This is a genomic window from Streptomyces sp. NPDC052114, from assembly GCF_040680155.1.
Classification (GTDB): domain Bacteria; phylum Actinomycetota; class Actinomycetes; order Streptomycetales; family Streptomycetaceae; genus Streptomyces.
On sequence record NZ_JBFAWC010000024.1, the window covers coordinates 68513 to 93167 of the forward strand.

Genomic DNA, 24655 nt, shown 5'->3' on the forward strand with positions numbered 1-24655 from the left:
GGTGATCACTGCTCGCGCAGGGGGACGGACACGTACGACGGGTCTGCCTCGGGCGAGGAGAAGGTCAGCTGCGCGCCGGACGGGTTGTGCTCGATGTAGAGCGGGTCGACCGTGTCGACGACCAGGGCGAGCTTGTGTCCTGCCGGTACGTCGTAGGCCGTGGAGAACAACTCCAGGTCCACGCCGAACGGCTTGCCGGGCGTCTTGCCGTGGAAGGTGTACGGCGCGTTGCTGACCAGCTTGCCGAGGCCGAGCGGGCCCACGTCGTAGAGGTACGCGACGAGGGTGCCGCTCTCCTTGGTGCTGGTGAGCGTCGTGTGCAGCCTCGCCGTGCCGCGCACCCGCTGGACGCTCTCGTACCTCTCCGACTGCCAGACGCCCGTGTAGCGGCGCGGGAGCAGCGGCACCGACGCCATCGGCGGGATCTTGAGGAACTGGTCGAGGGCGTTCGAGAGGATCGCGATACCGCCGTTGGCGCCCGAGTCGACGTTCGTGCGGATCGTGGTGGTGCCGGACATGGCGATCTTCTTGCTGGTGGGGCCCACCGACTTCCAGTCCGGGTAGCCCTCGTAGCCGCCGTCGGAGCGGGACTTGATCCGGACCGGCTGCTCCTTGTCGACGCCGTTGTCCGCGCCCTTGAGGTAGTGGTCGAACCAGCGCTGCGTGGAGGTCCAGGTGTCGTTGGGCAGCCCGAGCAGGCCGGTGGCCTCCGCGGTGGCGTGGTCGCCGGGGCGGAACTCCAGGCGCTTGGGGCCGGTCAGGCGCTCGTAGAACGCGGCGTACTGGTTGGGCGGGAAGAGCGTGTCGCCCCAGGCGTTGCCGAGCATGATGGCCGCGCCGTTCTCGTTGATCCTGTCGAGGTAGGTCGCGGGGGAGCGCTTCTTGCCCCACGCGATCATCTCGTCCTCCTTGTCCAGGTTGGACCCGAGGAAGTCCTTGAGGGTCTGCTGGAGTTCGGGGCTGGGGCGGCCGGTGAGCACGCCCAGGCCGCCGAGCAGGCCCGCGGCCTGGGCGTGCTGGGTGCGGCCGCTGTAGATCGAGTCGATGAGGTCGGCCCAGCCGCTCATCGCGGCGACGGCCTTGATCCGCTTGTCGTGTCCCGCGGCGAGCAGGCTGATGCCCGCGCCGTACGAGACGCCCGCCATGCCGATCCGCTTCGGGTCGGCCGGGGTGTTCTTCAGGGTCCAGTCGATGACCTTGGAGGCGTCCGCGATGTCCTCGGGGCCCGCGGTCTCGATCTCGCCGCCGGACTGCCAGAAGCCGCGGGAGTTGTAACTGACCACGACATAGCCGGAGTTCGCGAGCTTCTGGGCCTGCGCGACGTACTCGATCTGCGGCATGGCCCAGCTGGTGGGGAGCACGATCGCGGGGTAGGAGGCGCCGGGCCTCGCGTCCTTGGGGGTGAAGACGTTCGCCTTGAGGATCGTGCCGCCGTCGCCGGGGACGTCGACGAAGCGGACGTCCGGGGAGCTCGCGGCCCGCGGCGCGGCGGCCGGCGCCGCCTGCGCCGCGGGGGCCATGCCGAGGGCGGCGGTGGCGACGAGGCTCGCGGAGACGGCGCCCACGGCGGTCGTACGCAGGGCACGGTGCGGGTGCGAAGGGCTCACGGGTCACTTCCTCACTCGTTGAAAGCGCAAAGTGACCTGACGGTAACCGTGATCCTTTACCGGGGGTAACCCGTCGGTAAGTTACGCCCCGGTAACGATAGTGGGAAGCTTGGCGCCTACTTCAGCGCGCTCTTGGCCTGCCAGTCGCTCCAGGAGATGTTCCACTCGCCGTAGCCGTTGCCCGGGTCCGGGACGCCCTTCGAGCCGCTGCCGGTGACCTCGAAGGGGTCGCCTATCTGGGCCTGGCCGTAGAGCCAGCCGGCGTCGCCGTTGCTCATGCCGACGCAGCCGGAGCTGTGGTTGGTGTTGCCGAAGTACGAGGCGTTCCACGGGGCCGCGTGCGCGTACATGCCCGACCAGGTCAGCCGCATCGAGTAGTCGACCATCTTGTCGTAGGCGTCGCCGAGGCCCACCGTCTCGGAGCGCATGTTGATCGTGCCCTCCTTCGACATCAGGACGGACGTGCCGCCCCAGGAGGCCTTCTCGCCGCCGGGCGTGCCGGCCGACATCGGCAGCGACTTCACCGTCTTGCCGTCGCGCACCAGCGTCGCCGTCTTGCTGTCCAGGTTCACCTTCACGACCTGGCTCTTGCCGATGGTGAAGTTGGTGGCGTAGTCGCGGACGAACCAGTCGTCGCCGCCCGAGTCGATGCCGTTGAGGCGGGCGTCCAGCTTCACCTTCGTGCCGGACTTCCAGTACTCCTCGGGGCGCCAGTCGACGCGGTCCTTGCCGTCGTAGTTCTTGATCCAGCCCCAGGACCCGGTCGTGCCGTTCGAGGTCGTCACCTTGAGGTGCTTCTCGACCTCGGCCTTGTTGCGCACCGGGTTGTCGAAGGTGATCGACAGGGGCTGGGCGATGCCGACGGTGGTGTTCTTGCCCGGGGCGAGCGTCACCTTGTTGACCTTGGCGGGGGCGGCCGTCCTGAACGACGCCTTCGCGCTGCCGCCCTGGTCGGTGGTGGCCTCGACCTGGTACGCGGTGCCGGGCGCCGCCTTGCGGTCCGAGGTCCAGGTGGTGCCGTTCTTCGACACCTTCCCGGACAGCTTCGCGCCCTCGGCGCCGGCGACCGTGACCTGCTTCAGCCTGCCGTCGGCCAGGCTCACCTGCACGGGCTGGCCCGCCTTGGCCTGCCGGCCCGTGAGGTTCACGGAGATCTTCGGCTTCTCGGCGGCCTTGTCGGCGCCGGACGAGTCGCCGCCGCCCGAGCAGGCGCTCAGGGCGGCGGCAAGGACCGCGACTCCCGCGGTCGCCGCGTGGCGGGTGCGAAGGGGGCGTCGGCGGCTCGAAGAGCGCTGCGGCGTCAAGGAAACGTACCTCCGTGCGAATGTGGACTGCACGGAGAGAGTCCTGAAGGCGCCTACAGGTTGCGCGATGTCCGGAAATTGCCTGCTAGCTCACAGAAGGCACCGGATGGTGTCGGCGCACGGTGAGCCCGCCGTCACGCGGCGCGATGGTCACCGGGGCCATCGGCCGCGCGTCGCGCCCGTCACTTCGCGCGATGGGAGTTCCGCGTCGACGCGGCCGGCGGCGGGGTCTGGGCCGCGCGCGTCACGTCCGCGACGAGCTCGACGACGTCCGCTCCGTACGCCTGCGAGTTCACGATCTTCAGCAGCAGCACGAATGCGTTGTTGCCGTGCTTGCGGGCGAGCTTCTCGTGGTGGCGGGCGAGATAGCGGGTGGCCGCCTGGCTGGTGACCGCGCGCTGGCCGCAGAAGAGGAAGACGGGTCTGGCGTCCTGGCCCTGGTCGGCGGTGAGGCGCGCGAGGATCACGTACTCCGCGAGCCCCGCCTCCAGGCGGTAGCGCTCGCCGCCGATCTGGAAGGCGCCGCGGTCCGGGATCGGCTCCGGCTCCGTGTTCACGCGGACGCCCGGCAGCAGCGAGTGCATGTGCGCGGCCATCCGGCGGTTCGCCACCGGGCTGCCGACGCAGAACTCGGTGCGCTCGCCGAAGCCCTGCTGGGCCGCGTCGTGCGCGACGATCTGGGCGTGCGCCCCGCACTCCTTGATCACCGCGGCGAGCTCGATGAGCGCGAACACGTCGTGACGCACCACGGTCAGCTCGGGGCCGCCCGCGTCGCGGTTGACCACCAGCAGCGACTCGGAGTTGTCGGGCAGCCCGAAGAAGGCCTGCTTGCGGCGGAGCCTGCGCTTCCAGAGGTAGCCGCGGGCGAGCCAGCCAAGGACGGCGGCGATGCCGACCGCGATCAGGCCGAGGACGATGGTGCGCACGTCGTCAGTCATGGGGGCGCATGCTAGCGGCCCGTCGGATCCGTGTTCGAGGGAGGCCCTGACGCGATGGGGGCCTCGAAGTTACGCTGCGCGGACGGCTGTTGACTGGAGGTACGAATGCGGCGCGCTGTCGTACGTAATCTGACGCTATGGGCGGTCGGAGGGGTATTGGTGACGGTCGGTGCGGCCGCGCCCCCTTCGCCTACGCGCTCAGCGGAACCGGCCGCACCGCCCAAGACGCCGGTGGCCGTCGGCCACGGAGGAGCGGTCGCCAGCGTCGACCCGGACGCGTCGGCCGCCGGCATCGAGGTCCTGAAGAAGGGCGGCAACGCCGTGGACGCGGCCGTGGCGACCGCCGCCGCGCTCGGCGTCACCGAGCCGTACTCGGCGGGCGTGGGCGGCGGCGGGTACTTCGTGCACTACGACGCGAAGACCCGCAAGGTCAGCACGATCGACGGCCGCGAGACGGCCCCGCGCACCGCCGACTCCGGGCTCTTCCTGGAGAACGGCAAGCCGATCCCCTTCGCGGACGCCGTCACCAGCGGCCTCGGCGTCGGCACCCCGGGCACGCCCGCCACCTGGCAGTCGGCGCTCGACCAGTGGGGCACCCAGCGGCTCGGCACGCTCCTGAAGCCCGCCGAGCGCCTGGCCCGCGACGGCTTCACGGTCGACGCGACCTTCCGCTCGCAGACCGAGTCGAACCAGCAGCGCTTCAAGGACTTCCCCGACACGGCGAAGCTGTTCCTGCCGGGCGGCAGGCTGCCGGTGGTCGGCTCGACGTTCAAGAACCCCGATCTCGCGCGTACGTACGAGGAGCTGGGCCGCAAGGGCGTCGGCGCCCTCTACCGCGGCAAGCTCGCCCAGGACGTCGTGCGCACCGTGAACAAGCCGCCCGTCGACCCGGCGTCCGGCCGCGTGGCCCGCCCCGGCGAGCTGTCCCTGAAGGACCTCTCGGCGTACGGGGTGAAGCGCCAGAAGCCCACGAAGGCCTCCTACCGAGGGCTCGACGTGTACTCGATGGCCCCCTCGTCCTCCGGCGGCACGACGGTCGGCGAGGCGCTCAACATCCTGGAGCGGACCGACCTCTCGAAGGCCTCCGAGGCGGCGTACCTGCACCGCTACATCGAGGCCAGCCGCATCGCGTTCGCCGACCGGGGGCGCTGGGTGGGCGACCCGGCCTTCGAGGACGTACCGACGAAGGAACTCCTCACGCAGCGGTTCGCCGACTCGCGGGAGTGCCTGATCAAGGACGACGCGGTCCTCAAGAGCCCGCTCGCGCCGGGCGACCCGCGCCACCCCAAGGACTGCGCCGCGGGCGACAAGGCGGCCCCGACGACGTACGAGGGCGAGAACACCACGCACCTCACGGCGGCCGACAAGTGGGGCAACGTCGTCGCGTACACCCTCACGATCGAGTCGACGGGCGGCAGCGGCATCACCGTGCCGGGCCGCGGCTTCCTGCTCAACAACGAACTGACGGACTTCTCCTTCGCGCCCGCCGACCCGGCGGTGCACGACCCGAACCTGCCGGGCCCGGGCAAGCGCCCGCGCTCCTCGATCTCCCCGACGATCGTGCTGAAGCACGGCAAGCCGGTGGTGGCGCTCGGCTCGCCGGGCGGCGCGACCATCGTCACGACCGTCCTGCAGACCCTGACGGGCTTCGTCGACCGGGGCCTGCCGCTGGTCGACGCGATCGCGGCGCCGCGCGCCAGCCAGCGCAACGCCGCGCAGACCGAGCTCGAACCGGCCCTGTGGAACAGCCCGTTGAGGACGTCCCTCGAATCCATCGGGCACTCCTTCAAGCAGAACCCGGAGATCGGCGCGGCCACCGGCGTGCAGCGGCTGCCCGACGGCAAGTGGCTCGCCGCGGCGGAGAAGGTCCGCAGGGGCGGCGGTTCGGCGATGGTGGTGCGTCCCGCCACGTGACCCGACGGGTTCGGGGGCCCCTGCGCGAGCCCCCGAACGCACCCCGCTAGGAGGCGGGCGAGGCGGCGCAGTTCTGCTCCAGCTCGTTCGCCGCCCAGCGGATCGACGACTCCGGGTCGTCGTGCAGGTACCGCAGGACGGGCAGCGCCTCGCGCACCGCGGCCAGCTGCGCGTCGCCGCGGCCGCCGCGGGCCTGACGGACGTCGGCGAGATCGGCGATGAGGAGCAGCAGCGTGCTCCGCGACCGGTTGTCCGGATCCGTCATCAGCTCGACCAGGAAGGGGATCGCGGGCACCGCGGCGGTCGACGCGGCCTCCTTGGAGACCAGCAGCCGGTACAGGTCGTGGACCGCGTCCATGGCGGTCTTCTTGTCGTCCGATGCGACCTTCCCGATCAGCTCGGGAACCGAGTGGCCGGGCCCGCGGGCCGTCCACAGCGAGCCCCAGTCGACGCCGTCCAGACGCAGCTGGAGGTCGCGGTGCGGCCAGAGCTTCGCGGTGTCAAGGCGGAGCGCGGCCGTGCCGTTCCCGTCGGTGACGCGCAGGGTGCCGTCCTCGTCCAGGCCGAGGAACCTGATCCCGGTGCCCAGGCGCAGCCCGGCCACCGCGTCGGAGCCGAGGTCCCACAGGCGCACCAGGCCGTCGTCCCAGGCGACGGCGAGCGCGGGCCCGGTCTCCAGCGTCGCGGCGGCCAGTGCCCGCACGCGGGTGCCGCGGCGGGCGAAGGGGACACGCATCGGCTTGCGCCGGGTGCTCCAGTAGCGGACCACGCCGTTCTCGTCGCCGCTCAGCACGAGTCGCATGCCGTTGCCGAGCTTCAGACAGGCGAGGGCGCTCACCGGCGCGCGGTGCAGCGTCAGGGAGATCGTCTCGGGCGCTTCGTCGTCGGTCTCCAGGACGTGTACGACGCCGTCCACGTCTCCCGCGACGAGCGTGGTCGCGTCCCGGTCGGCGGCCACCGCCCGCAGCGCGCCCGGCGTGCCGACGAGCGAGCCGGCGGCGCCGGGCACGCTCGGGGGCGCGCTGTGTCCGCGCGCGACGACGGTCCAGCGTCCCCGGGCATCGCTCTCGCCTTCGGCCAGCGAGAGCGGCCCGAGGTCCTCCAGGGGCTCGGGCGTCTCGGCGGGCGGCCGGATCGCCTTGTCCCCGGACCAGTCGACCCCGAGGGTCTCGGCGACCGCGACGAGGGCCTCGCGGGTACGGGCGTTGACGACGATCCCGAAGTCGGCGCCCGCGCCGCGGCCGTGCCGGATCACGGCGTCGGGACCGCCGTACGACAGGGCGTCCGTCCCCATCTCCTGCCAGGGGAGCAGCCCCAGTTCGCGGTACGAGGACCGCAGGCGCCGGACGATCTCCGGGTCGGCGTCGACGGTCGCGCGGGGGACCCGGAGCGTCCAGCCGTAGTGCGCCGGCATCCGCTCGAAGGCCAGCTGCGTCAGGAACTCGGACAGCGAACGGCTCTGCACGACCCACTCGTCGTCGATGCTCACGACGACGCGCGGGTCGGGCAGTTCGGCCTCGGCGGCGAGGTAGCCCCACTCGTGGCTGTAGTGGTACTCGGACATGAAGACGCAGACGCGGAGGTCCCCGTCGTCCTCGACGAGACCACTGTCCTCCTCGACCTCCAGCTCGGAGATCTTCGGCGGCCACTGGGTGTGGACCCAGTACAGCCGCGGCTTGAAGGCGAAGGAGTTGACGGACGCCGAGTCCCACCACTCGTTCAGGGCCTGCGGGACGGGGAGTTCCCAGTCGATGCCGTGCCGCTGGTTCTCGCCGCCCCACCGGGAGTGGCCGGGCTCGCCGCCCGGGTCCTCGTATCCCCACTCCCGCTGCACGGCGTCGAGCAACTCCCAGCGGGGGCGTCCCTGCTGATGCGCCTTCAGCCGTTCCGCGAACTGTCCGTAGTCAATGATCTCTCGTGTCACCGAGGAATCGTACGAATGATCTACGTCGGGGAATGTCCCCGTGCGGTCACAGTGCCGTGAGGATCCTGGGACCGTCCTCGGTGATCGCCACGGTGTGCTCCGCGTGGGCGGCGCGGCTGCCGTCGTTCGTGCGCAGGGTCCAGCCGTCGGGAGCCGCGTGATACCCGTCGCCGCCGCCCGCGATCACCATCGGCTCGATGGCCAGGGCCATGCCGGGGCGCAGGGGCATGCCGCGACCCGGGCGGCCCTCGTTCGGCACGGAGGGGTCCTCGTGCATCTTGCGGCCGATGCCGTGGCCGCCGAAGTCCTCCGGGATGCCGTACTTCTCCTCGCGGCAGACCGTGCCGATGGCGTGCGCGATGTCGCCGATGCGGTTGCCGACGACGGCCGCGGCGATGCCGGCCGCCAGGGCGCGCTCCGCCGCATCGATCAGGCGGAGGTCCTCGGGGCGCGGGGTGCCCACGGTGAAGCTGATCGCGGAGTCGCCGGCCCAGCCGTCGAGGGTGGCGCCGCAGTCGATGGAGACGAGGTCGCCGTCGCGCAGGCGGTAGGTGTTCGGGATGCCGTGCACGATCGCGTCGTTCACCGAGGCGCAGATCACGGCGGGGAAGGGGGTCGGGGCGAAGTGCGGCTTGTAGCCGAGGAAGGGGGAGGTCGCGCCCGCCTCGCGGAGCACCGCGCGGGCCGCGGCGTCCAGGTCGAGCAGGGAGGTGCCCACGGTCGCGGCCTCGCGGGCGGCGGTCAGGGCCTGGGCCACGACGCGGCCCGCTTCGCGCATCGCGTCGATCGATTGTGCTGTCTTGAGTTCCACCATGCCAATTACTATACCGGTATTTGAATGGGGGTCGGCTACGATGGCCGCATGGTTCGAACACCACTGACTCCCGAAGAGCGCGAGCGCGGCGAGCGGCTCGGCATGGTGCTGCGCGATGCGCGGGGGGAGCGGAGCATGGTGTCGGTGGCGGCGGAGGCGGGCGTCTCCGCGGAGACGCTTCGCAAGATCGAGACGGGGCGGGCGCCTACGCCGGCGCTGTTCACCGTGGCGGCGTTGGCGTCGGTCCTCGGTCTGTCCCTGGACGAGATCGTGATCCGCTGCGCGTTGGCTGCGGCCTGACGGGTGTCCGGCGGTGCCGGGGCTGGGGCCACGGTCATCGCCGCCCGGCACCGGGGTTCTTCCCCGCCTGCGCCGGGGTGCGTGCCTCCTTGATCGCCGCCCGGCACGGGTCGGCTGCGCCGGGGCTGGAGCCACACTTCCCGCTGCCCGGCGCCGTGGGCTGTGCCCACCCGTTCCGCCTTGCGGAACGCCTGCCCACAGCGGGGGGCGGTCTGCTGCCCACCGGCCGCGGCGCGGGCGCACCGGCCCCCACCGGGCCGCGCCCGCAAGCGCTCCCGAGGGGACGTGGGGGTATGTGCGAACGGAGCACTGAGCGGGCGATGGCGTCTTTGTTCGTTGGGCGGGGCGCAGGGATGGCGAGTACGCACATACCCCCGCGGCCCCGCCCCCGAGACGGGCGATAGGCGTCCCGGGCCAAGGCGACCCGCCATCGCGGCGCAAACGTTCGCATGGAGCGCTTCGGAAAACTGCGTGTAGTCGTCCCGTAACACGTCTGGTGTTATCTTCCGGACCCGAAGACTCCTGTCTCCACGGGGCGGTGCTGGGCAGATGGCAGTGGGACAACTCCCGGAACAAGTAAGGGAGTTCGCGAGGTACCTGCGGGAACTCCTGGCGCGCTTGGACCAGGACGCGGGCTGGTGCGGCGTGTTCTGGCAGCGCGACCCGGACGGCATGCGCGCCTGTCTGGACGGCGTGGAGGTCCCGCCCTGGGACGTCGTGCAGGCACTCCTGCACGACCTCGCCGCGGACCGGGGCATCCCGGAGGCCGAGCGCGAGGCGGGCCCCGCGCGCGCCCTGCACCGCGCCTCCCTGGACGCCTACGACGCCCACCCCGGAGCCCGCGAGCTCCTCGGCGACCGGCTCGACATGATGCTCACCGAGCAGCGGATCGCCCTGGAGCGGGAGGCGGACCTGACGCGCCGCCTCACCGAGGCGACCGCCGTCGACGAGGTCGAGCGCATCAACCTCGACCTGGCCTGGGTACGGGACGACCACGAGCGCGCGACCGCACGCTGCGCCGAACTCCAGGAACGCATGGACCGGCTGACCGAGGCGGAACGCCCCGCGTGGGTCGACATGGGCCCGGCCCCGTCCTCCGCCGAACCCCGCGTACCCCGCCAGGGCGCCCGCCGCCGCCCCCGAGGCGCACGTTTCGCGGGCCTGACGGAGGAGGACTCGGCGCCCGGCCCCGACGAGGCGGCCGCCGACGCGAACCCGGCCCCCGCCCCGGCCCGGACCGCCACGCCCCGAGGCGCCAGATTCGCCCCCGCGGCCAAGAGCGAGCCCAAGACCGCCGCGGCCCCCGGGCCCACCGAGGACGAAGCCGCCCGCGCGACGGCCGCCGCCGTGCGGGACCTCGTCCGGCTCCGCGGCGAGGGCCGCAGCGGCGAGGCGCACGGCGTGCTCGTCGAGGCGACGGCCTGGCCCGCCGCCCGCCTGCCGCGGTTCGCCGTGGAACTGCACCGCGCCGGCCTCTCCGCGGACTGGGCGACCCTGCTGTGGGAGGCCGCCTCCCTGCCCCCCGACCGCCTCGTCGCCCTGGCGGACGCGCTCGCGGGGGCGGGCCGCGCCGACGACTGCAGGCAGCTGCTGCGCCAGGGCGTCGCCCGCCCCGCCCCGGAGATCGCCGAGGCGGTCCTCGCGCTGCTCGACGCGGGCCGCGAACGGGAGGCCCGCGCGCTCCTCGACTCCTACCTCCGGGTCCGTACCCCCGAGGACGCGGCCCGCTGCGCGCACACGGACCCGCATCGCCTGATACCGCTGCTCCTGGAAACGGCCAAGGACGTCTCGGAGGAACACCACTGGGACCTGGTGCACGCGCTCCGCGTGGCGGGCTTCAGCGCCTGAGTCCACCGGGCCGGCCCCGAACCCCGTCCCTTTCCGCCCGTTTCTCGCCCGCTCGGGTACGAATCATGATCGACTCCGGCGGTTGTCGGAGATGGTCTTGCTCAGCCCGCCGGGAGAGGCATACGTTCTCCTATCTACGCACGAAGTCTACGGGCGTAGAGGCTCTCTGACGTCCTCTCACGGACATGTGAAGGAGCAGCTCATGGCCAACGTCGTACGCGCCGCACTCGTCCAGGCGACCTGGACCGGCGACACCGAATCGATGATCGCCAAACACGAGGCGCACGCCCGCGAGGCGGCCCGCCGGGGCGCGAAGATCATAGGGTTCCAAGAGGTCTTCAACGCCCCCTACTTCTGCCAGGTCCAGGAGCCCGAGCACTACCGCTGGGCCGAACCGGTCCCGGACGGCCCCACCGTCACCCGTATGAAGGCGCTCGCCCGCGAGACGGGCATGGTGATCGTGGTCCCCGTCTTCGAGGTCGAGCAGTCCGGGTTCTACTACAACACCGCGGCCGTGATCGACGCCGACGGCTCCTACCTCGGCAAGTATCGCAAGCACCACATCCCGCAGGTGAAGGGCTTCTGGGAGAAGTACTACTTCAAGCCGGGGAACGCGGGCTGGCCGGTCTTCGACACCGCCGTCGGCAAGGTCGGCGTCTACATCTGCTACGACCGCCACTTCCCGGAGGGCTGGCGGCAGTTGGGCCTGAACGGCGCGCAGATCGTCTACAACCCCTCCGCCACCTCCCGCGGCCTCTCCGCGTACCTCTGGCAGCTGGAACAGCCCGCGGCCGCCGTCGCCAACGAGTACTTCGTCGCCGCGATCAACCGCGTCGGCCGCGAGGAGTACGGCGACAACGACTTCTACGGCACGAGCTACTTCGTCGACCCGCGCGGTCAGTTCGTCGGCGAGAGGGCGAGCGACAAGGAAGAAGAACTCCTCGTCAGAGACCTCGACTTCGGCCTCATCGAGGAAGTACGCCAGCAGTGGGCGTTCTACCGAGACCGCCGCCCCGACGCCTACGAAGGGCTGGTGCAGCCGTGACCGACCTGTACGACCGCCACCGGGCCGTGCTGCCCGACTGGCTCGCGCTCTACTACCGGCGGCCGATCGAGCTCACCCACGGCGAGGGCCGCCACGTCTGGGACGCCGAGGGCACCAAGTACCTCGACTTCTTCGGCGGCATCCTCACCACGATGACCGCGCACGCCCTGCCCGAGGTCACCAAGGCGGTGAGCGAGCAGGCGGGCCGGATCATCCACTCCTCGACCCTCTACCTCGACCGCCCGATGGTCGAACTCGCCGAGCGTGTCGCCGCGTTGTCCGGCATCCCCGACGCCCGTGTCTTCTTCACCACGTCCGGCACCGAGGCCAACGACGCCGCGCTGCTGCTGGCCACCGCCCACCGCCGCTCGAACCAGATCCTGGCGATGCGCAACAGCTACCACGGCCGTTCCTTCTCGGCCGTCGGCATCACCGGCAACCAGGCGTGGTCGCCGACCAGCCTCTCGCCGCTCCAGACGCTGTACGTCCACGGCGGCGTCCGCAGCCGCGGCCCGTACGCCGCCCTGAGCGACGCCGACTTCACCGCCGCCTGCGTCGCCGACCTGCGGGACATGCTGGGGCAGACGCGCGGGGGAGTGGCGGCGCTGATCGCCGAACCGATCCAGGGGGTCGGCGGCTTCACCTCGCCGCCCGACGGGCTGTACGCGGCGTTCCGCGAAGTCCTCGACGAGCACGGCATCCTGTGGATCGCCGACGAGGTGCAGACCGGCTGGGGCCGCACCGGCGAGCACTTCTGGGGCTGGCAAGCGCACGGGCAGAACGGCCCGCCGGACATCCTCACCTTCGCCAAGGGCATCGGCAACGGCATGTCGATCGGCGGGGTCGTCGCCCGCGCCGAGGTCATGAACAGCCTCGACGCCAACTCCATCTCGACGTTCGGCGGTTCCCCGGTCACCATGGCGGCCGGCCTCGCCAACCTCGCGTACCTCCTGGAGCACGACCTCCAGGGCAACGCGCGGCGCGTCGGCGGGCTGCTCATCGAGCGGCTCCGGGCGATCTGCGCCCAGCTGCCCGTCGTACGCGAAGTGCGCGGGCGCGGCCTGATGATCGGCATCGAACTGGTCCGGCCGGGCACGGACCGGCCCCATCCCGATGCGGCCGCCGCCGTACTGGAGGCGGCCCGCGAGGGCGGTCTGCTCATCGGCAAGGGCGGTGGCCACGACACCAGCGTGCTGCGCGTCGCACCGCCGCTCTCGCTGACCGTCGCGGAGGCCGAGGAGGGCGCCGCGATTCTTGAACGGGCCCTGCGCAGCGTCTAGTCCACCCCCGTACGCCCCGCAAGAACGCTCGCAAGAAGGGGAGCGCACCACATGAGTACCCGCACCCTGATCCGCGGCGGCCTCGTCGTCACCGCCGCCGAGGAGACCCACGCCGACGTGCTGATCGAGGACGGCAGGATCGCCGCCCTCGCCGCGACCGGCTCGGCCGCCGCGGCGGCCTGGACCGGCGACCGCGTCATCGACGCCACCGACAAGTACGTGATCCCGGGCGGTGTCGACGCCCATACGCACATGGAGTTCCCGTTCGGCGGCACGTTCTCGTCGGACACCTTCGAGACCGGCACCCGGGCCGCGGCCTGGGGCGGCACCACCACCATCGTCGACTTCGCGGTGCAGTCGGTGGGCCACACCCTGCGCGAGGGCCTGGACGCCTACTACGCGAAGGCGGACGGGAACTGCGCGATCGACTACGCCTTCCACATGATCGTCTCCGACGTGAACGACCGGACGCTGAAGGAGATGGACCTCCTGGTGGAGGAGGGCGTGACCTCCTTCAAGCTCTTCATGGCCTACCCGGGCGTCTTCTACAGCGACGACGGGCAGATCCTGCGCGCCATGCAGCGCGGCTCCGCCAACGGCGGGCTGATCATGATGCACGCCGAGAACGGCATCGCGATCGACGTCCTCGTCCAGCAGGCCCTGGAGGCGGGCCGTACCGACCCCCGCTACCACGGCGAGGTCCGCAAGGCGCTCCTGGAGGCCGAGGCCACCCATCGCGCGATCAAGCTCGCGCAGGTCGCGGACGCGCCGCTGTACGTCGTGCACGTGTCGGCGCAGGAGGCGGTGGCCGAGCTGGCGCGCGCCCGCCACGACGGCCTGCCGGTCTTCGGCGAGACCTGCCCGCAGTACCTGTTCCTGTCCACCGACAACCTCGCCGAGCCGGACTTCGCGGGCGCCAAGTACGTGTGCTCGACGCCCCTGCGGCCGAAGGAGCACCAGGCGGCGCTCTGGCGCGGGCTGCGCACCAACGACCTCCAGGTGGTGTCGACGGACCACTGCCCGTTCTGCTTCACGGGCCAGAAGGAGCTGGGCCGCGGCGACTTCTCCAAGATCCCCAACGGCATGCCGGGCGTGGAGAACCGCATGGACCTGCTCCACCAGGCGGTCGTCGACGGCCACCTCACGCGCCGCCGCTGGATCGAGATCGCCTGCGCGAGCCCCGCCCGGATGTTCGGGCTGTACGGCAAGAAGGGCACGATCGCGCCGGGCGCGGACGCGGACGTCGTCATCTACGACCCGGCCGCCGAGCAGACGATCTCCGCCGCGACGCACCACATGAACGTCGACTACTCGGCGTACGAGGGCAAGCGGCTGACCGGACGGGTGGAGACGGTCCTCTCGCGCGGTGAACTCGTCGTATCGGAGCGGGAGTTCACGGGGCGGGCGGGGCACGGCTCGTACGTTCCGCGCGGCACCTGTCAGTACCTGGGCTGAGCCCGGGCCACGGCTTGATCAGGAAGGGGCTTTCCCATGGACTTCGGACTCGTCCTGCAGACCGACCCGCCGGCTTCCGGGGTCGTCGACTTGATGAAGCGCGCGGAGGGGGTCGGATTCACCTACGGGTGGACGTTCGACTCGTGCGTGCTGTGGCAGGAGCCGTTCGTCATCTACAGCCGGATCCTGGCGGAGACGAACACCCTGCGGGTCGGCCCGATGGTCACGAACCCGGGCACCCGCACGTGGGAGGTCACGGCGTCGACCTTCGCCACGCTGAACGACATGTACGGCAACCGCACGGTGTGCGGCATCGGCCGCGGCGACTCCGCGATGCGCGTCGCGGGCCGCAGGCCCAACACCCTGGCGCGTCTCGGCGAGGCGATCGAGGTGATCCGCGACCTGGCGGAGGGCCGTGAGACGCGGGTCGACGGGGAGCCGGTGCGGCTGCCGTGGGTGCGGGAGGGCAGGCTGCCGGTGTGGATGGCGGCGTACGGCCCGAAGGCGCTGGCCCTGGCCGGGCAGAAGGCCGACGGCTTCATCCTCCAGCTCGCCGACCCGTATCTGACGGAGTGGATGGTCAAGGCGGTGCGCCAAGCCGCGGCGGACGCGGGCCGCGACCCGTCGGACGTGAAGATCTGCGTGGCGGCGCCCGCGTATCTGACCGCGGACGACTCCCCGGGGGCGCTGGCGCACGCGCGGGAGCAGTGCCGCTGGTTCGGCGGCATGGTCGGCAACCACGTGGCGGACCTGGTGGCCCGCTACGGCGAACACTCCGGCGCGGTGCCGGAGGCGCTGACCGAGTACATCAAGGCACGCAAGGGCTACGACTACTCCCACCACGGCCGCACGGACAACCCGGACACGGCGTTCGTGCCGGACGAGGTCGTGGACCGCTTCTGCGTGCTCGGCACGGCGGAACAGCACGTGGAGAAGCTGCGGCAGTTGAAGGAACTGGGAGTGGACCAGTTCGCGGCGTACGCGATGCACGACGCGCGGGAAGAGGTCATCGACGGGTACGGGGAGCGGGTGATCGGGGAGTTGGGGGACTGAGGCGGGGCGTCGGGTCCCGGCCGCGGGGCGTCGGACCCGGCGCCTTCGGGCTCCATGCCGTGAGGGGGCGTGCGGGCGATCGCCGGGGCGACGCACGCGGGATCAGGCCACGTGCGTCGCTTTGGGCGGCCACCTTCACCCAAAGGTGCTGTTGCCTGCCCTCAACTGATGCAGAATGTCTGGATGTTGGGCAATGTCCCCGAGTACGCGGGGCTTTTCGTCGGGCGGGCGGCCGAGCGTGACCGGCTGCTCTCCGCTCTCACGGCGCATCGATTGACCACCCTCACCGGAGTCGGGGGCGTCGGCAAGACCCGTCTTGCCGCGCACACCCTGGCCCTTCTGCCGGGCGGAGAGAAGGAGCCGTCGGGCGAGGTCCGGTGGGCCGATCTGGGCGCTCTGCCGGACGAGCGCCGACTGGTCCCCGCCGTGGCGGACGCCGTCGGGTTCGCGGACCACACCAGCGGCGAGCCCGTGGAGGCGCTCTTCGGCTGGATGTCCGACCGCCGGATGCTGCTGGTCCTCGACTCCTGCGAACACCTCGTGGCCGCCTGCCGGGAGCTGATCGGCCGGCTCCTCGACGCCTGCCCCGGTCTCACCGTCCTGGTCACCAGCAGACAGCAGCTCGACATGCCCGCCGAGACGGTCATCGAGGTCGCCCCCCTGCCCCACGCCGGCGACGGCTTCGACCTCTTCATCGACCGGGCCACGGCCGTGGCCCCCGCCCTGCGCGTCAGGCGCGCCGAGCAGGACGAGGACGCCTCGGAGGTCTGCCGACTGCTCGACGGCGTCCCCCTCGCCCTCGAACTGGCCGCCGCGCAGCTGATGCACCACACGCTCGGCGAACTGCGCACCCTGCTGCGTACGCAGGACGAGGCGCTGACCTCCGCGACGCCCGTCTGGCCGCGCCGCCACCGCTCCCTGCGCGCGGCCATCGGGTGGAGCCACGAACTGTGCGATCCGTTGGAGCGGCTGCTCTGGGCGCGCCTTTCGGTCTTCCGGGACGCCTTCGACGAGGACTCCGCACGGCGCGTCTGCTCGGGGGGTCCGCTGTCGGAGGACGCCGTCGCGATCGCGCTGAAGGGGCTGATCGCGAAGTCGGTGGTCAGCAGGCAGCCGGACGGCGGACTGCGGCTGCTGGGCAGCGTGCGCGAATACGGCTGGATGTGGCTCGGCGAGCTCGGGCAGCGCGAGGCGGTCCAGAACCGGCACGCCGAGCACTTCCTGGTACTGGCCCGCTCCGCCGACGCCGAATGGCTCGGGCCCGACCAGGTCACCTGGTACCGGACGGTCAACGCCGTCCACGCCGACCTGTGCGCCGCACTGGACCACCTCCTCGGCACCCGGCCCCAACTGGCCGTGGAACTGGCGGGTCTGGTCGCCTTCTTCTGGAGCTGCTGCGGCCATCTCCGCGAGGCACGCGCCTACTTGACGCGTGCCCTGCGGCTGTCCCGGTCCCACACCCGCGCGCGGGAACGGGCGCAGTGGGCGCTGGGCGTCGCCACCCTGCTCCAGGGCGAACACCGGCCGGCCGCCGACATCGGCCGCCGCTGCGCCAGGGACGCGGCGCGCTCGGACAACGCCGAAGGGCGCCTCGCGGCGGCCTACTTGCTGAGCATCACCCACCTGATGAGCGGGCAGGCGGACGAGGCGCACGCCGTCCTCGACGAGGCGCTCCGGCGGACGCCCGCGGAGCCCTTCAGCTCTCCCGCGGCCCTGCGCTGCCACCTCGCGGAGGTGTTCGCCCTCACCGGCCTCGGCCGCTTCGCGGAGGCGGCACGGAAGGCGGCGTCGCTGCGGATCGGCTGCATCGCGCGCGACGAGTGCTGGACGCGGGCGTACTCCGACTACCAGCTCGCGCTCATCGCGCTGGCCCAGGGCGACCCCGAACAGGCGACCCAGTACGCCCGCGCGATGCTGGAGGGCAAGCGCCGGCTGGGGGACAGCTTCGGCATGGCCCTCGGCATGGACCTGCTGGCCGCGGCGGCGGCCGCGCAGGGGCGGGGCGAGGTGGCCGCGCTGATCTCCGGCGCGGGCGAGTCGTGCTGGCGCTCGGTGGGACACAGCCAGCGGGGCATGCCCGAGCTCCGGGACGTGCGCGAGACCTGCTGGAGCGCGGCGCGGACCACCGTGGGCGACGAGGCCTTCGACCAGGCGTTCCGCGAGGGCGTGGAGGCGGCACCCGGGTCTGTCGTCGGCCTGGTGGTGGAGGGGCGTCTGGCCGGCTGGTGAGGTTCAGGAGTCCGCCGCCCGCCGCCCGTCGGCGAGCGTGCAGACACCGTCCTCGCACCGGCGCTCCAGACGGCCGCGGGAAAGGGTCTGGGCCAGGCCGACCAGCCAGCAGGTGGGGCAGCCCCGGAAGGCCACCAGGGCCAGCGGGGCCGCGAGCAGGGAGGCCGGGCCGACGACGGGTACCAGGGCGATCGCGCCGACGATCAGCCCGAAGCCGATGGCACCGCGCGCCAGGTGGCGCGGGACGGACCGGGAGGCGAAGTCCCTCCGCACGGGCTCGGCGTGCACCCCGCTCTCCACGGACATACCGGGCTCCGGTGGCATTACAGGCTGCACTGGCGTCACAGGCTTCACGGTCATGCGTCTCCTCCGACGGGCTGGTCGACGGTTCGTTCGGTCGCGGTCAGCGCGTCACGCACCGCCGCACGCGCTCGGTGCAGCCGCGACTTCATGGCGGCGTTGCTCAGGCCGAGCGCGTGGGCCACGGTCCTGCCGGGCAGGCCCTGTACGTCCCGCATGACCAGGACCTGTCGCTGGTCACAGGGCAGGGCGCAGACCGCGGCCACGATCCGCTCCATCTCCAGTCCGTGCAGCACCGCGTCCTCGGTGGAGGGTTGCGGGGACGCCTCCGGTCCGGCCGGCGCGTCGTCGCTCCGCGAGACGAGCAGGCGTACCTGCCGCAGGCATTCGTTGCGCACGATCCGGAACATCCATGAGGCAAGCGCACCGGTGGCCCGCAAGGTGCCGATCTTCCGGTAGAGGATGATCAGCGCCTCCTGCGCCGCGTCCTCCGCGTCCTGCGGTGAGGCGCACAGCGACAGGGCGAACTTGCGCACATGGGGCTGCGATCTCATGACGACGGTGGTGAGCGACGTGACGTCGCCGTCCTGGGCCGCCCTGATCAGCCGCTCGTCCGGCCAGGGGCCGTGTGGGTTCATGCGCTGCCCCTCCTCGAGAGACGCCCGGTACGCACCGGTCAACGCCGGCTCTTGTAGCGGCGCGTCAGGTGCAGGCTGCACGCGCCCACGAGCAGGGCTCCGATCACGACGAGGCCGGTGACCATCATGGGTGTCTCCTCCCGGTTCCACCGGCCCCTTCGGCCGGTACGGGGATAAGAGGTGGGCGGGCCCGGAAAGGATTCACCGCCGTGCGGATCCGCCCCGGCACCACCGCGTCACCGCGCCGACAACCGGTCCAGAGCCGCCCGGCTCGCCTCGTCCGCGGCGCGGTGGATCACCAAGCGGTGGTCCCGGTCCTGAAGGGGCATCAGTACTTCGAAGTCCACCGTGACCACCCCGACGTCGGGGTGCCGCATCGTCTTGCGTCCGCGGCCGTTGACCTTGACGTCCTGCTCGGCCCACAGCCGCGCGAACTCCGCGTCCGCCGCGGCGCATTCGGCGATGAGGCCGGACAGCACCCGATCCTCCGGATGCGCGGCCCACGCGGCGCGCAGGTGGGCGATCCCTTCGCGGACGACCTGTGCACGGTCGACGTAGAACGCACGCATCCCCGGATGCATCAGGCACAGCCACATCGCGTTGCGCTGCCGCGGCGGCAGGGTGTCGAAGTCCAGGAGCAGCCGCGCCATCCCGTCGTTCCAGGCGAGGATGTCGTAGCGGTGGTTCAGGAGCATGGCGGGCAGCGGGGACAGGTCGGTGACCAGCCGTGCCAGCTGCGGCGCCGCGGTGACGGCGGGCTCGTCGGAGGTGCGGGGGCGCTGCCGGGCCAGGTCGAACAGGTAGGCGCGTTCGGCGGGGGCCAGCCGCAGCGCCCCCGCCAGCGCCTCCACCACGTCGGCAGAGGGCCGCAGGCCACGGCCCTGTTCCAGGCGTACGACGTAGTCGACGCTGATCCCGGCCAGCTCGGCCACCTCTTCGCGGCGCAGTCCCGGGGTCCGCCGGACCCGTCGGCGCGCCGGCAGGCCGACGTCGTGCGGGTCCAGTCGTTCGCGGCGGGTCCGCAGGAACGTGGCCAGTTCCTGTGTCGCGTCCATGGTGCGGGTCGTCATGTCCGGCCCAACAGCCAGGGTGGGACCGCTGTTCCCAGGACGACCTCTCCCTTATCCCCGGCCCGCGACCGGCGCAGAGTCGTGTGCGGCAACGGAACGTATGCACAGGAGGCACGATGTCGCTCACCCTTGACACCTACCGGCTGCTGGGCCGCTCGGGGCTGCGGGTCTCACCCCTGGCGCTCGGCGCGGCGACCTTCGGCACCGAATGGGGCTGGGGCGCCGAGCGGGACGAGGCGCGCAAACTGTTCGATCTCTACGTGGCGCGCGGCGGCAACTTCATCGACACCGCCGACACCTATACCGGCGGCAGCTCCGAGCGCTTCCTCGGCGAGTTCACCCGCGGCAACCGCGAGAGCCTGGTGCTGGCGACGAAGTACTCGACGCTGCGCCGGCCCGGCGACCCGAATTCCGGGGGCAGCCACCGCAAGAACATGTTCGCGTCGGTGGAAGCCAGTCTGCGTCGGCTGAACACGGATTACCTCGACCTGCTCCAGCTGCACATGGGGGACTTCACGGCACCGGTCGAGGAGATCCTGCGCGGCATGGACGACCTGGTCCGGCAGGGCAAGGTGCTGTACGTCGGGATCTCCAACTCCCCGGCCTGGCAGGTGTCGCGGATGCAGGCGATCGCCGATCTGCGCGGCTGGTCGCCGCTGGTCGCGCTCCAGATCGAGTACAACCTGATCGAGCGCACCGGGGAGCGTGATCTGATCCCCATGGCACGGGAGATGGGGCTGGGGGTGACCCCGTGGTCGCCGCTCGCCGGCGGGGTACTCACCGGCAAGTACCGTCGCGAGGACCTGGCCGCGCCGGACGGCGCGTCCGGCGACGGCACCCGCAGGAGCGTCACCCTCGCGGGCGGCGCGCTGACCGAGCGCGGTTTCGCCGTCGTGGACGTCGTGACGGAGGTCGCCGCGGAGCTGGGCCGCACCCCCGCCCAGGTCGCGCTCGCCTGGACCCTGCGGAACCCGGGCGTGACGGCGCCGGTCATCGGCGCGCGCACCCCGGCACAGCTGGAGGACAACCTGGGCGCCCTGGACGTCGACTTCACCGACGCCCAACTGGCCCGGCTCGACGAGGTCAGCGCGGTCGAACTCGGCTTCCCGCACGACCTGCTCGCCAGTGCCAGGTCTCGCACCCTCGTCCACGGTGACATGAAGGTCGAGGCGCGACCCCGGTGATGCAGGGCAACTGCCCTGCCTGGTAAGTGAGTTGAGGCATTCCGGATGTGTGGGGGAGGTCTGGGCGGCCGCGCCGTGGGTCAGCGGCCGCTCGCCCCCGTCCCTCCGTGGTCGGCCGGCGCCTTCCTGCTCGTGGTCGAGGAGCTGCCCTCCCAGTCGAACGGACAAACAGGACAAAACGCCCTAAACTGGGCCGTGATGCGCGTCACTGAAGAGGGTGGCGACGTCCAAGAGGAGGAGGCTCTCATGCTTGCTCAGCACACACCGCTTCTCGTCTCTCCGGCGGACACCACGGTGCTCGGCGCGACCATGGTGGAACCAGAGGCGGTCCTGAGCGACGCGCCTGTGTACGCACCGGAAGCGGCGGGATTCCTGCTGCTCCTGGCGCTGATCTCGCCGAAGGAGCCGAAGGAGCCGAAGGACAAGTGAGTCCTGATCGGTCGCAGGCCGCGTGCGCCGCGTCGGCGGCTGACCTGGCTCTTCGTGCCCTCGATGCCCTCCGCGGCATCGGGGGCATCGCCATGATCGCCGCACACGCCGAGCGGGCGGACGACCCGCACGCGGCGCTGGCGGCCATCCGTGTCGTCGGGGCCGACGCCTTCGCCCCGTATCTCCTGGGTGACGCGGTGTTCCACCCCCAGGACGCGGCGGCCGTCGCCCAGTCCTTCGCGGTGTTCCCGCCCCCGGCCGACCCGCCCGCCCCACCCCCCGCCGGACCCGCCGAGCCCTGGCTCGTCGCCTGGCGCGACTGGGCCACGACGACGCTGCTCACCCGGTTCGCCGGTACGGACGACGCCCTGGCCGACCTGGGCCCGAGCGGCGCGCTCGCACAGCGGCCCGCGGGCGCCCCGGAGCTGGAACCGGACGCCACGAGCGCCGCCGCCGGCCCCGGCAGCCGTGCCGTCACCGAGGACCCCGGCAGCCGTACCGCCGAATCCGCCGCCGACCGCCCCGCCGACGAACCCGCCGCCCCCGGCACCCCCTGGCAGGCCTGGTCCGTCCGCATGGGGCAGCTCTCCCCGCTCGCGCTGCCCGGACTCGACGGCCCCGTGCACGCCGCGGCCCGCGCCGCCCCCCTGGCCCTCGCCCGGGGCGCCACCCGCGCCGTGCTGCGCCGCGACTACCCCACCGCCGCGCGCATCGCGCGCTGGCTCGCCCTGCTCGGCGCCGAGGGCCGCCCCCTGCCGCTCGACCCGGTGCCACTGGTCGAACACCTCCGGCTGTACGGCGGCGGCCCCCGGCTCGCCCTCGACGTCGCCATCGCCGGGCGACTACTGGGAGTGGAGAACGCATGACGGAGTCCGTGACACGGACCGCGCACGAGGTGGGCTCGCGCGCCCTGACCTGGCTCCACACGCACCGCGACCTCGGCGCCCTGCCCGCCGACACCACCGCCGAACTCGCCGACCCCGACAGCGTGTACAAACCGCTGGGGGAGAGCGCGCTCGCCGCCTCGCTCGTCCTGCGCGAGTCCGTGGCCGGCGGCGCCGAGCTGCGCCTGGCCCGCGAGCTGATGGGCTTCTGCTGGCGCCAGCTCGGCGACGGCGACATGCTCTACGAACGGCTGCTGCGGTACTCGATGATGACCGACCCGCTGGAGACGTACGCCCCCTTCGCCCGGGGCGGACTGCGGCACCCGCGCCTGGAGCAGCTCCTCGCCCACACCAGCGCGCTGCGCTCCGTACGCGGCGCCGAGGTGCTGCCCAACCGGCGGCTCGCCGTCGCCAACGCGGCCCGCGTCGTCGGCCTCGACCGGGACGGCCGCGGCTACGACTGGCCGGCGCTCGCCGCCGCCACCTGGCTCGGCGCCACCCCCGAGCCCTGGCTCATCGACTGGATGACCGGCTACTGCGTCACCCACACCGTCTTCCACCTCACCGACTGGGGCGCCCGGCCCACCGGCCTGCCCGACGACCTCGCCGCCTACGTGAGCGCCTGGCTGCCCGTGTGGATCGACATCTGGGCCGAGGTCGAGCAGTGGGACCTGGTCGCCGAGCTGATGATCGTCGGCTGCTGCCTGCCGGAGCCGCACTGCGAGGCCGCCGACTGGGCGCGCCTCGCACGGGCCCAGCACCCGGACGGCCTGGTGCCCCGCGACGGCGAACCCGTCCCCGACGACCCGGAGCGGCGCTTCACCGACCACCACCACACCGCCGTGGTCGCCGCCATCGCCGGCACCCTCGCGGTCTCCCGCACCCTGGGAAGCACTCCGGGAAGCGCGGAGCGGCCGTGAGCCCGTCCGGGCACGGTCACGGCACGGCGGCCGGGGGAGCGGACCCGCCCGCATGGGCGGCCGACCTCCTCACCGCCCTGCGCGACGCGGCCCCCCGAGCCACCACGGTCGCCCTCGCCGTCCGGCGCGGCCCCGTCCACGCCCTGCTCGTCACCGGCGACACGGCCCGGTGCGGCGGCACGCCCGCCGACCCCGACACCCGCTTCGAGATCGGCTCCCTCACCAAGACGTTCACCGCGCTGCTCCTCGCGGACATGGTCGCGCGCGGCGAAGTCGCCTACGACGACCCCGTCGGCCGCTTCCTGCCCCGCACCGCCGTCCCCTACCTGGACGGCGAGGCGATCACCCTCCTCCACCTCGCCACCCACACCTCGGGCCTGCCCCGGCTCCCGCCCGGCTTCCTGCGCCGCGGCGCCCCCGCCTGGTTCAGCAACCCGTACGCCGACTTCACCGCCGACGACTTCCGGCGCGCCCTCGCCCGCGCCCGCCCCCGCGCTGCCCCCGGCACCCGCGTGCGCTACTCCAACTTCGGCGTCGGACTCCTCGCCGACCTGCTGACCCGCGCCGCCCACGGCCGGTGGGACACCGGCGGGCCGGGCGGCGGGGCCTACGCCGGGCTGCTCGCCGACCGCGTACTCGAACCGCTCGGCCTGACCCGGACCGGCTGCGCCACGGACCTGCCCCAGGCCACCGGCCACTGGCACGGCAGGGTCCGTCCCGCCTGGCAGATGCCCGCGATGCCCGGCGCGGGCCTGTGCCGCTCCAGCGCCCGCGACCTGCTCACCGCCCTCGACGCCCTCCTCGACCCCGCCGCAGCGCCGCCCGCCGTCCCCCGCACGCTGCGCGCCGCGCTCGCCGACGTCACCGTGCCCCGCCTCGCCCTGCCGCGTACCGGCCGGCGCATCGCCCTGATCTGGAACATCCGGCCCCGCCCCGGCCGCGACCTCTACCACCACTCCGGCGGCACCCGCGGCTTCACCACGTTCGCGGGCTTCAGCCCGCAGACGGACGTGGCCGTGGCGGCGCTGGCCAACACGGCCCCCGGCCTCACCGGCGGCTTCATCCAGCGCGCGTATCTCGGGCTCTGGTCCCTCGCCCGCGCCGAGCAGAGAGGCACCTCATGAGGATCTACGTCACCTCCGTCTTCGTCGACGACCAGACGAAGGCCCTGGCCTTCTACACCGACGTCCTGGGCTTCGTGAAGAAGCACGACGTCCCGCTGGGCGGCGGGGCCCGCTGGCTGACGGTGGTCTCGCCGGAGGACCCCGAGGGGACCGAGCTGCTCCTGGAGCCCTCCGGCCACCCCGCGGTGCCGCCCTACAAGACGGCGCTGGTCCAGGACGGCATCCCGGCCGCCTCCTTCGCCGTGGACGACGTGCGGGCGGAGTACGAGCGGCTGCGCGGGCTCGGCGTGGAGTTCCCCCAGGCCCCGCTGGAGATGGGCGAGGTCACCGTCGCGGTCCTGGACGACACCTGCGGCAACCTCATCCAGATCGTGCGGACGCCGTAGACCGCGCGG

The 24655-nt window shown here is 72.4% G+C and carries 22 protein-coding genes; 14 read left to right on the plus strand and 8 right to left on the minus strand.

The genetic code is table 11. From position 1 onward, the window contains the following. Positions 1-5: 5 nt before the first annotated feature. The 3 genes from AB0L89_RS36445 to AB0L89_RS36455 form a co-directional block, all read right to left on the minus strand. The gene (locus tag AB0L89_RS36445) at positions 6-1520 is read right to left on the minus strand and encodes a CocE/NonD family hydrolase (protein WP_365151408.1); all 1515 of its coding nucleotides are present in this window, start codon (positions 1518-1520) and stop codon (positions 6-8) included. 203 nt (positions 1521-1723) lie between these two features. Further along, complete coding sequence (locus AB0L89_RS36450; protein WP_365151281.1) at positions 1724-2911, minus strand: Ig-like domain-containing protein; 1188 nt, start codon at positions 2909-2911, stop codon at positions 1724-1726. 182 nt (positions 2912-3093) lie between these two features. Continuing rightward, positions 3094-3849 carry a hypothetical protein gene (locus tag AB0L89_RS36455; protein WP_365151284.1) on the minus strand — a complete coding sequence of 252 codons (756 nt, stop codon included), beginning with the start codon at positions 3847-3849 and terminating at the stop codon, positions 3094-3096. A 105-nt stretch (positions 3850-3954) separates the two neighbouring features. On the opposite strand from AB0L89_RS36455, the gene ggt reads away from it, so the two are divergent. Continuing rightward, entirely contained in the window at positions 3955-5763 is a 1809-nt protein-coding gene (gene ggt, locus AB0L89_RS36460) for a gamma-glutamyltransferase (protein WP_365151287.1), read from the plus strand. A 46-nt stretch (positions 5764-5809) separates the two neighbouring features. Here the strand turns inward: ggt and AB0L89_RS36465 are convergent, their stop codons facing one another. Both AB0L89_RS36465 and map read right to left on the minus strand, forming a co-directional pair. After that, positions 5810-7687: a hypothetical protein gene (locus AB0L89_RS36465; protein ID WP_365151290.1), complete on the minus strand. Its 1878-nt coding sequence runs from the start codon at positions 7685-7687 to the stop codon at positions 5810-5812. A gap of 46 nt (positions 7688-7733) precedes the next feature. Then, on the minus strand, positions 7734-8501 hold the full coding sequence (gene map, locus AB0L89_RS36470) for a type I methionyl aminopeptidase (RefSeq protein WP_365151293.1): 768 nt from the start codon (positions 8499-8501) through the stop codon (positions 7734-7736). A gap of 48 nt (positions 8502-8549) precedes the next feature. Between map and AB0L89_RS36475 the strand changes: the two genes are divergently transcribed. The 7 genes from AB0L89_RS36475 (at position 8550) to AB0L89_RS36505 (ending at position 17711) form a co-directional block, all read left to right on the plus strand. Then, positions 8550-8801, plus strand: a complete 252-nt coding sequence (locus AB0L89_RS36475; RefSeq protein ID WP_365151296.1) for a helix-turn-helix transcriptional regulator — start codon at positions 8550-8552, stop codon at positions 8799-8801. Positions 8802-9350: 549 nt separating this feature from the next. Then, complete coding sequence (locus tag AB0L89_RS36480) at positions 9351-10649, plus strand: hypothetical protein (protein WP_365151299.1); 1299 nt, start codon at positions 9351-9353, stop codon at positions 10647-10649. 202 nt (positions 10650-10851) lie between these two features. Further along, positions 10852-11694, plus strand: a complete 843-nt coding sequence (locus tag AB0L89_RS36485) for a nitrilase-related carbon-nitrogen hydrolase (protein WP_365151300.1) — start codon at positions 10852-10854, stop codon at positions 11692-11694. Then, the gene (locus tag AB0L89_RS36490) at positions 11691-12974 is read left to right on the plus strand and encodes an aspartate aminotransferase family protein (RefSeq protein ID WP_365151302.1); all 1284 of its coding nucleotides are present in this window, start codon (positions 11691-11693) and stop codon (positions 12972-12974) included. Before AB0L89_RS36485 ends, AB0L89_RS36490 begins: the two co-directional genes overlap by 4 nt. Positions 12975-13025: 51 nt before the next feature. Further along, complete coding sequence (hydA, locus tag AB0L89_RS36495) at positions 13026-14429, plus strand: dihydropyrimidinase (RefSeq protein WP_365151306.1); 1404 nt, start codon at positions 13026-13028, stop codon at positions 14427-14429. A 36-nt stretch (positions 14430-14465) separates the two neighbouring features. Further along, entirely contained in the window at positions 14466-15482 is a 1017-nt protein-coding gene (locus tag AB0L89_RS36500) for a TIGR03842 family LLM class F420-dependent oxidoreductase (RefSeq protein ID WP_365151309.1), read from the plus strand. A 183-nt stretch (positions 15483-15665) separates the two neighbouring features. After that, positions 15666-17711, plus strand: coding sequence for a regulator (locus tag AB0L89_RS36505; RefSeq protein WP_365151312.1), 2046 nt, complete (start codon positions 15666-15668; stop codon positions 17709-17711). Positions 17712-17714: 3 nt separating this feature from the next. Here the strand turns inward: AB0L89_RS36505 and AB0L89_RS36510 are convergent, their stop codons facing one another. The 3 genes from AB0L89_RS36510 to AB0L89_RS36520 form a co-directional block, all read right to left on the minus strand. Beyond that, positions 17715-18017: a hypothetical protein gene (locus AB0L89_RS36510; RefSeq protein ID WP_365151315.1), complete on the minus strand. Its 303-nt coding sequence runs from the start codon at positions 18015-18017 to the stop codon at positions 17715-17717. A 50-nt stretch (positions 18018-18067) separates the two neighbouring features. Continuing rightward, a complete protein-coding gene (locus AB0L89_RS36515) occupies positions 18068-18649 on the minus strand; it encodes an RNA polymerase sigma factor (RefSeq protein WP_365151318.1) in 582 nt (193 codons plus the stop codon). A 236-nt stretch (positions 18650-18885) separates the two neighbouring features. Further along, positions 18886-19704: a helix-turn-helix transcriptional regulator gene (locus AB0L89_RS36520; protein WP_365151321.1), complete on the minus strand. Its 819-nt coding sequence runs from the start codon at positions 19702-19704 to the stop codon at positions 18886-18888. 131 nt (positions 19705-19835) lie between these two features. On the opposite strand from AB0L89_RS36520, the gene AB0L89_RS36525 reads away from it, so the two are divergent. The 6 genes from AB0L89_RS36525 to AB0L89_RS36550 all read left to right on the plus strand — a co-directional run bounded on the left by AB0L89_RS36525 (position 19836) and on the right by AB0L89_RS36550 (position 24646). Further along, a complete protein-coding gene (locus AB0L89_RS36525) occupies positions 19836-20903 on the plus strand; it encodes an aldo/keto reductase (protein WP_365151324.1) in 1068 nt (355 codons plus the stop codon). A 246-nt stretch (positions 20904-21149) separates the two neighbouring features. Further along, positions 21150-21332 (plus strand): hypothetical protein, encoded by a 183-nt coding sequence (locus AB0L89_RS36530; RefSeq protein WP_055701598.1) that lies wholly within the window; start codon positions 21150-21152, stop codon positions 21330-21332. Next, positions 21329-22198, plus strand: a complete 870-nt coding sequence (locus AB0L89_RS36535; RefSeq protein WP_365151328.1) for a hypothetical protein — start codon at positions 21329-21331, stop codon at positions 22196-22198. The genes AB0L89_RS36530 and AB0L89_RS36535 overlap by 4 nt, the downstream gene beginning before the upstream one ends. Continuing rightward, entirely contained in the window at positions 22195-23136 is a 942-nt protein-coding gene (locus AB0L89_RS36540) for a hypothetical protein (protein ID WP_365151331.1), read from the plus strand. Before AB0L89_RS36535 ends, AB0L89_RS36540 begins: the two co-directional genes overlap by 4 nt. After that, positions 23133-24260 carry a serine hydrolase domain-containing protein gene (locus tag AB0L89_RS36545; RefSeq protein ID WP_365151334.1) on the plus strand — a complete coding sequence of 376 codons (1128 nt, stop codon included), beginning with the start codon at positions 23133-23135 and terminating at the stop codon, positions 24258-24260. Before AB0L89_RS36540 ends, AB0L89_RS36545 begins: the two co-directional genes overlap by 4 nt. Further along, a complete protein-coding gene (locus tag AB0L89_RS36550; protein ID WP_365151337.1) occupies positions 24257-24646 on the plus strand; it encodes a VOC family protein in 390 nt (129 codons plus the stop codon). Before AB0L89_RS36545 ends, AB0L89_RS36550 begins: the two co-directional genes overlap by 4 nt. Positions 24647-24655 lie beyond the last annotated feature (9 nt).

Excerpts from the sequence above, each read along its gene's own strand:
- AB0L89_RS36445 (WP_365151408.1), bottom strand. The coding sequence starts at position 1,520 with ATGGCCCCCGCGGCGCAGGCGGCGCCGGCCGCCGCGCCGCGGGCCGCG.
- AB0L89_RS36455 (WP_365151284.1), bottom strand. The coding sequence starts at position 3,849 with ATGACTGACGACGTGCGCACCATCGTCCTCGGCCTGATCGCGGTCGGC.
- ggt (WP_365151287.1), top strand. The coding sequence starts at position 3,955 with ATGCGGCGCGCTGTCGTACGTAATCTGACGCTATGGGCGGTCGGAGGG.
- map (WP_365151293.1), bottom strand. The coding sequence starts at position 8,501 with ATGGTGGAACTCAAGACAGCACAATCGATCGACGCGATGCGCGAAGCG.
- AB0L89_RS36475 (WP_365151296.1), top strand. The coding sequence starts at position 8,550 with ATGGTTCGAACACCACTGACTCCCGAAGAGCGCGAGCGCGGCGAGCGG.
- AB0L89_RS36480 (WP_365151299.1), top strand. The coding sequence starts at position 9,351 with ATGGCAGTGGGACAACTCCCGGAACAAGTAAGGGAGTTCGCGAGGTAC.
- AB0L89_RS36485 (WP_365151300.1), top strand. The coding sequence starts at position 10,852 with ATGGCCAACGTCGTACGCGCCGCACTCGTCCAGGCGACCTGGACCGGC.
- hydA (WP_365151306.1), top strand. The coding sequence starts at position 13,026 with ATGAGTACCCGCACCCTGATCCGCGGCGGCCTCGTCGTCACCGCCGCC.
- AB0L89_RS36500 (WP_365151309.1), top strand. The coding sequence starts at position 14,466 with ATGGACTTCGGACTCGTCCTGCAGACCGACCCGCCGGCTTCCGGGGTC.
- AB0L89_RS36505 (WP_365151312.1), top strand. The coding sequence starts at position 15,666 with ATGTTGGGCAATGTCCCCGAGTACGCGGGGCTTTTCGTCGGGCGGGCG.
- AB0L89_RS36510 (WP_365151315.1), bottom strand. The coding sequence starts at position 18,017 with ATGTCCGTGGAGAGCGGGGTGCACGCCGAGCCCGTGCGGAGGGACTTC.
- AB0L89_RS36515 (WP_365151318.1), bottom strand. The coding sequence starts at position 18,649 with ATGAACCCACACGGCCCCTGGCCGGACGAGCGGCTGATCAGGGCGGCC.
- AB0L89_RS36520 (WP_365151321.1), bottom strand. The coding sequence starts at position 19,704 with ATGGACGCGACACAGGAACTGGCCACGTTCCTGCGGACCCGCCGCGAA.
- AB0L89_RS36525 (WP_365151324.1), top strand. The coding sequence starts at position 19,836 with ATGTCGCTCACCCTTGACACCTACCGGCTGCTGGGCCGCTCGGGGCTG.
- AB0L89_RS36530 (WP_055701598.1), top strand. The coding sequence starts at position 21,150 with ATGCTTGCTCAGCACACACCGCTTCTCGTCTCTCCGGCGGACACCACG.
- AB0L89_RS36540 (WP_365151331.1), top strand. The coding sequence starts at position 22,195 with ATGACGGAGTCCGTGACACGGACCGCGCACGAGGTGGGCTCGCGCGCC.
- AB0L89_RS36550 (WP_365151337.1), top strand. The coding sequence starts at position 24,257 with ATGAGGATCTACGTCACCTCCGTCTTCGTCGACGACCAGACGAAGGCC.